The organism is Streptodolium elevatio (assembly GCF_053592165.1).
Genome location: NZ_JBSFVE010000058.1, coordinates 1 through 6148, shown reverse-complemented (window position 1 = coordinate 6148; position 6148 = coordinate 1). Strand labels below are relative to the sequence as shown.

At 69.7% G+C, this 6148-nt stretch carries 5 protein-coding genes and 2 tRNA genes; 4 read left to right on the top strand and 3 right to left on the bottom strand.

Translation table 11 applies throughout. The annotated features are described in order from the left end of the window. Nucleotides 1-426: 426 nt before the first annotated feature. Together ACWD12_RS40700 and ACWD12_RS40695 are read right to left on the bottom strand one after the other, a co-directional pair. On the bottom strand, nt 427-1221 hold the full coding sequence (locus tag ACWD12_RS40700) for a hypothetical protein (RefSeq protein WP_450103908.1): 795 nt from the start codon (nt 1219-1221) through the stop codon (nt 427-429). 51 nt (nt 1222-1272) lie between these two features. Beyond that, complete coding sequence (locus ACWD12_RS40695; protein WP_450103907.1) at nt 1273-2112, bottom strand: alpha/beta fold hydrolase; 840 nt, start codon at nt 2110-2112, stop codon at nt 1273-1275. A 77-nt stretch (nt 2113-2189) separates the two neighbouring features. Between ACWD12_RS40695 and ACWD12_RS40690 the strand changes: the two genes are divergently transcribed. The 4 genes from ACWD12_RS40690 to ACWD12_RS40675 all read left to right on the top strand — a co-directional run bounded on the left by ACWD12_RS40690 (nt 2190) and on the right by ACWD12_RS40675 (nt 5228). Continuing rightward, entirely contained in the window at nt 2190-2681 is a 492-nt protein-coding gene (locus ACWD12_RS40690; protein ID WP_450103906.1) for a MarR family winged helix-turn-helix transcriptional regulator, read from the top strand. Between the two features lie 70 nt (nt 2682-2751). After that, nucleotides 2752-2827 (top strand) — tRNA-Arg (locus ACWD12_RS40685). Nucleotides 2828-2858: 31 nt separating this feature from the next. Further along, a tRNA-Ser gene (locus tag ACWD12_RS40680) sits at nt 2859-2931 on the top strand. 2 nt (nt 2932-2933) lie between these two features. After that, nucleotides 2934-5228 carry a hypothetical protein gene (locus tag ACWD12_RS40675; RefSeq protein WP_450103905.1) on the top strand — a complete coding sequence of 765 codons (2295 nt, stop codon included), beginning with the start codon at nt 2934-2936 and terminating at the stop codon, nt 5226-5228. 253 nt (nt 5229-5481) lie between these two features. Here ACWD12_RS40675 and ACWD12_RS40670 read toward each other — a convergent pair whose 3' ends face one another. Continuing rightward, complete coding sequence (locus tag ACWD12_RS40670) at nt 5482-5820, bottom strand: hypothetical protein (protein ID WP_450103904.1); 339 nt, start codon at nt 5818-5820, stop codon at nt 5482-5484. Nucleotides 5821-6148 lie beyond the last annotated feature (328 nt).

Sequence of the window (6148 nt, the reverse complement as noted above, 5' to 3'; positions counted from 1 at the left end):
CCTGGTGCAGATCAACCCGATCTGGTCGTACGGTCCGTACAACCCAGGGCAGATCACCGCCGGTTCCCAACCCGACTGGTACATCGGCTTCCTCGCCGGTGATATCGGCTCGCCCGCAACGATCAGGGGTGGTTCCTTTGACTGGATCTTTGACAGCGTGCGGTGGTCCACAGAACTGTGTGGACCACCGCACGGGAGGTTCTCGGTGCTAGGGCATCCATCCCGGTACGAGGGGGAACGTCCATGTGCGTACTGCGCCAGCCACGACACCGTACCCGGCCCCTGCGCTGAGCCCGAAGTTGCCTCCTTCGGTTGCCGGGGCGCCTGAGACGCAGCCGCCTGCTCCTGCGTAGCCGCAGACGAACATTCCGTAGGAATTTTGGTCTGCTGGCCTTTCGGAGTTGAAGCCGATGGAGGCGCCTGCGCCTATGGAGCCCTGGTTGGCCCCTTACCGCCGCCCTTTTGCCAGGGGAGGTTCCACCCTCCGCCGATGATGAGGTGCCGACCCTGAACCGTGACGACCGCGCAGGCGATGACGAGGCAGGCTTGGGCGCCGATGGTGACGTGTTGTTCGACCCATTGCTTCACCGCGACATCGGCTTTCGTTGCTGCGACGGCGGTTTTGACCTGGAGCTTAACCTGGTTCGTCACGGTCTTCGCTCCTGCGCTGGCGGCCTTCTTCCCGGCGTCCCAGGTCTTTTGGAGAGGGTTCTTCCCCCCGCTCTTGTTGCCTGCGGTGGACGATGCGGGCGGCGTTGTGTACGTGCCGCCGGTGGGCTTGTTGCCTTGGACGACGCCGGGGAACCCACCGATGGCCCTACCGGGAACGCCGCTGGTGTCGATGGTGGTCTTGACGCCGGGCCCGTAGGTGCACTTGACGCCGATCTCTGTGCAGTCGAGGTCGCGCAGGCCGCTGGGGTCGGTGTAGGTGGCGGGGTTGTTGTGACCGTAGGCGTAGCCGTTCGCGCTGACGGCGGCGAGCCGGACGTGGGGCCGGATGGGACAGCTGGTGTCCGCGCGGCGACGAGGGCCTCGAAGACCATGTCGAACGCGCCACACCGATGGCCAGCAGCGCCCCGCCACGTACCACGGCACCGGCGAGGACGCGTCGGCGAGTTCGCGGAGTACGGCTGGCCCGGCGTCGACACCCACGGCGGCCAGCGCGGCGGCGGCCTGGTGGCGCTGGTCTGCCACGGTCAGGCCGCGTATGCCTTCATCCACGGGGCAGCCACCATCGGTGTCCTCGTTTCGATGTGCCCAATGTCTCCGAGCTCATGATGTCAGCGGAGCCGCCCCGTACACGTCTCGCAGGAACTCCCGAACGAGCGCGTTGAATTCGTCCGGGCGTTCCATGTTCGGGTAGTGCGCAACGCCGTCGATCGTCGCGGATCTGCCGTGCGGCGCGTTGTCCACGAGTCGTTCGGCCATGCCGATCAGATCCGGGCTGTCCAACGCGCCGTGGATGGCCAGGATCGGCACGGTGATCCTGCTCGCGCGCGACCACGTGTCGGTGACCGGAACGGTGACGTTCTCCTCGTCCATGGTGTGCTTCGAGACCGTACGCACCGTCATCTCGCGGATTCTGCACATCAGTTCGGCGTCCATGTCGGCGAACTCGCGGGTCGGGCCAAGGGCGCTCCGCAGGGCGGCGCTCAGCCAGCCCTCAACATCGCCGGTCGCCATCGCCGTCGCCTGGTCGGTGAAGATCTGCAGCGTCCAGGGGTCGGAGTATTCCGGCTCCGACGTACCCGCACCGCTGATCACCACGCCGGCTGCGAGCTCCGGGTGTTCGAGCGCGGTGTCGACCGCGATGCCGGCCCCCATCGAGATGCCGACGAGCACCGCCGGGCCGATGTCGAGATGGCGGAGGAGTGCGGCCAGATCGTCGGTCTGGCGGAAGGGCTTGGACGCGTTCGCCGAGTCGCCGTGGCCGCGCGCGTCCGGGGCGATGACGCGGTGGTCCGCAGCAAGCGCGGGCACTTGGGCGTCCCACATCTCATGCGTCAGATACCCGGCGTGCAGCAGGACCACCGGGTGGCCCGCGCCTTCGTCGCGGTAGGCGAGTTCGCCGTCGTCGCTGGTGAACCACTTCAGTTCCGAGGAGAGCATCATGACAACCAAGGTGCCATCTCTCGACGTATATGACAACCTAGCTGTCATTTAGGGGACCGAGGTGTCATCCTGGTCTCGTGACCAAGCAGAAGTCCGACAAGATCGACGCCCCGCTGCCGCCCGACGAGCTCGCTGCCCGGCTCGCCGAGGTGTTCGCGCTCATAGGCCCGCTCTACCGGCGCGCGTACCGCAAGGTGGAGACCTCCGAGACCATCGAGGGGCTGTCCGTCGGAGTTCGCACCGTGCTTGAGGTGCTGCGGGCGTACGACGCACCCCTGACCGTCCCGCAGATCGGCCGCTCCCTCGCGGTCAGCCGGCAGTTCGTCCAGCGGACGGTCAACGACGCCGCCGCCCTCGGGTACGTCGAATCCGTCCCGAATCCGGCTCACCAGCGTTCGTCGCTGATCCGCCTGACCGACTCCGGACGCGCGGCGGTTGGCGCGGTCCTGGCACGCGAGCACGACGTACTGCGGCAGGTCGGAGGCGAACTGACCGCGGCCGACCTGGACTCGTGCGTGCACGTGCTCACCAACCTCCTTGCCTTGGTGGACCACGTCGACGTGAACTGACGCCACGCCAGGTCGAGGGATATCCCGTTGCCCGGCACGCTGCGACTCTCCTAGCCTGGACGGGAAGCGACGGCGTGTAGCTCAGTCAGCAGAGCATCGGGCTCCGGACCCGAAGGGCGCGGGGGCAGAACCCGCCACGTCGGCCAGGTCGCCCCCACGGGGGCATCGCACCACCGACGGCGTGTAGCTCAGCAAGCAGAGCACCGGGCTTGACACCCGGAGGGCGCGGGGGCGGAACCCGCCACGTCGGCTATGGACACCAACCACGTTGAGATCGGTACCGGCTACCCGGGCGGGCAGCTGGCCAAGGCCTTCCGCACCGCCCTCGGCCACGAGGATGCCGCGACGCGACAGCGCGCCGAGGAGCGCCTGCGCACGTGGCAGACGGTGCTGGACGGCATGTCCGCGGGAACGCTGACCGTCGGATCGCGCACCCCCGTCGCCGGGCTCCCGGCGTGGGTGACCCCGCAGGTGGTCCGCGGCGGGTTCGCCACCGGCGACGCCGAGGCCGGCGGCCCGCTGTTGCCGCACGAGACGGCCACCGGCGCCCGCATCGGCCTGCGCAACCCGAGCCGCCTGGCACTGTTCCACTACCACCTCACGGACGTGGGCCTGGCCGAGCTCGAAGCGCTGCTCGACGGCGGGCGGTACGACGTCACGGTCCCCGAAGAAGCCGCCCTGCCCACCGTCGCCTGGTTGCTGCGCGCGGGTGACCGGCTCGGCGCTCTGACGCTGCTCGACACGATCCGGCCGTTCGCCGACCGGCTCCGGTTCACGCCGCAGCCGACCGACGCGCCCATGCCGGACGGCGTGATGGTGCACCGCGAGACCGTGGCCGACGTACGCACCGCGCTGGGCGTCCGCCGCCCGAACGCGCGCGTCATGGCGATGAACGAGGCACTGACCGTCTGGAACCCGTTCGCCGACCAACTCCTCGAACACTGGCTGGAGACCGTCTCCCCCGAGGGCACCGTCGGCGCCGTCACTCCCGACGGCTGGCCGGACCGCGGCCGCGAACTCCTCGCCCGCTACCGGCGTCTGGCCTCGGAGCACAGGCTGTGCGGCAAGCACCGCAACCCCAAACAGAACATCGCGATTCTCCGCGCCGCGCTGGAACTCGCCGTCGCCGGACGACCGTTGCCGCCACGGCGACGCGGGCTGCTGCAGCACGCCGTCGATGCGATGGTCATCCGCCGCGGCACTCCGGGTTCGCCCGAGCACACACGGCTGCGGGAACGGCAGGCAGCGGACGCGGCGTTGGTGAGCTCGTACGAGCTCGCCAAGCTGCTGCTCACACGGCTCGCCGAGGTCGCCCCCAACGCCGGTCTGCCAGACACCGGCTGGGTGGTGGCCCCCGTCTCAGAGGCGGAGGCCGAGGCCATGCGTCCCGGTGTGCGCGTCGGCACCGAGATCCCGGACGCGCTGCGCCGAGTGGTTGAGAGGGTGCTGAGCGCGCCGGTGGCCACGTTGGTGGAGCGCGGCGTGGTGCCGTCCGCGGAGGTGTTGGCGGGGCTGGCACCGCAGTTGGTGGCGGCGACGTCGGCGCTCGCGTACCACGACGACGCGCTGCGTACGCTCGTCGCCGCCTCGTACCGGGCCTTCGCGAACCGGCGTTCACTTCTGCTCCTGAACCTGGAAAGCCAGGTCGGGATCCACGAGTTGCCGTGGGTCGAGGCGGTCGCGCGCTACCGTCGTCCGGCCCGGGACACCGCGGGTCTCGCGCAGGCGGCGCTGACCGAGATGGCCGGGCTGACGCTGCGCGCTTTCCCGGCGACGATCCTGCCGAACCCGATGATTCAGGAACTCGGCGCCCTTGCCAGGCAGGCGCAGCTCGACGTGCCGCTCACCGAGGAACTGGCCGCCGACATCTTCATGGGCTCGTTCTCCGACAAGTTCCGCCGGGCCGCCGTGCTCGCCGCCGACCTCCTCGAAGGGTCCCTTTACGCACGCTACTTCGCCATCGACTACGCGGCCGTACGCGCCCTGCCCGCACCGCAGACCCCCGCAACGGGCCCGAAGGCCCGCCGCACACCCAAGCCGCCGACGGCCCCGACGTTCGCCGCACTGTGCCGCGACCGCGCGGGCAACACGCGGGGCGGCTCCTGGGTGGCCGCGAACGGCATGGTGATCGAGCAGGCGCAGATCCTGACCACGCACAACCTGGCCGCCCTCGTACACCCGATCGGCGTCTCCCCCGCCGAAGGCTGGGACGGCCTCGCGCGCGCCGCCTTCAGCGGCACCAGCCGCCTCGTCGGCCAGGTGCACAACAACCCGCGCCCGCTCGGTACGATCAAGGACGCCGCCTACGCATGGCGCCAGACGGTCTTCTTCATGTCCCTGTGCGGCCTCGCCGACCAGATCTCCGTCGTGGCGGCCCTCCAGGACGACCTGAAGCGCCAGCCCGACCACATCGTCCGCCGCCTCGACCCGGTGGTCGCCGGCCTCCGCCACATCCTCGTCGGCGGCACCTTCGACGACAACTCGGCCCTCACCGCCCGCCGCTTTACCGCATGGGCCACGGACGGCCACTGGATGCGCAGGATCTGACCGGTGAAGGACTGGAAGAACCCGATGGACACCGTCGACTCCTTCCGTACGAACTCGAGGATCGCCCGCTGGTCGTCGGCGTTGGAGCTGTCCGCCATCCGGCGTCGACCCAGGCAAGCAGGAACTGGTCGACCAACCCCTGCTCGACGTCTTCGTGCTCCTGTGGAGCCCGGAATTCGGGGCTTCGCGCGAGGGCGGTGACGGTACGGTGCGCGGCACCGGACGGCCTTCGACGGCCGGGGCGGGAGGACCGTCAGGCGGCGCCGCGGGTTGCGGCGTCTTCGGGGACCAGGCGAACCGGGGTGGGGTCGTGGTGGTCCGGGGTGCGTGGAAGGCCCGGCCGCAGGACGGGCGCGAGGGCGTTCCAGACCCGGGTTGCGGCGGCCATGTCGTAGTCGGCGAAGGTGTCGGTGGCCTGGAGCCAGACGCCGCCGCTGCGCAGCGGCGTGACGTCGACGAAGGCGCCGGTTGCTTCGAGGGCATGGGGGCCGCCGAGCTTGTCGGCCAGTTCCTGCGGGCAGACAGTGAGCCAGTGGTAGCCGCGCAGGTAGAGGCGGCTGTCCGGCAGCAGTTGGTGTGACAGCAGGGGCACGTCGCGGGCCAGCTCGAATTCGGTGCGTACCAGGCCTCCGTCGCCGTAGGAGACCTGGCCGAACGACGGGTTGATGGCGTGCGCGAAGTCCCTTGCCGCATCGAGGAGTTTTTCCTGGTAGGTACGCTCAGCCAGCTGGGATTGCGGGAAGAGGAGATAGAACCGGGCCCACTGAGGCCTTTTCAGGTGTAGATCGTGAGGGTGAGGATGGCGGCGGTGATGCGGCTCATGCCGCTGGGGCTGCAGCGTGCGCCGCGTAGGACGCGCCAGTGCTTTGCGGTGGCGACGCCGCGTTCGACGGGCCCGCGGATGCGGGCGTGGACCCGGT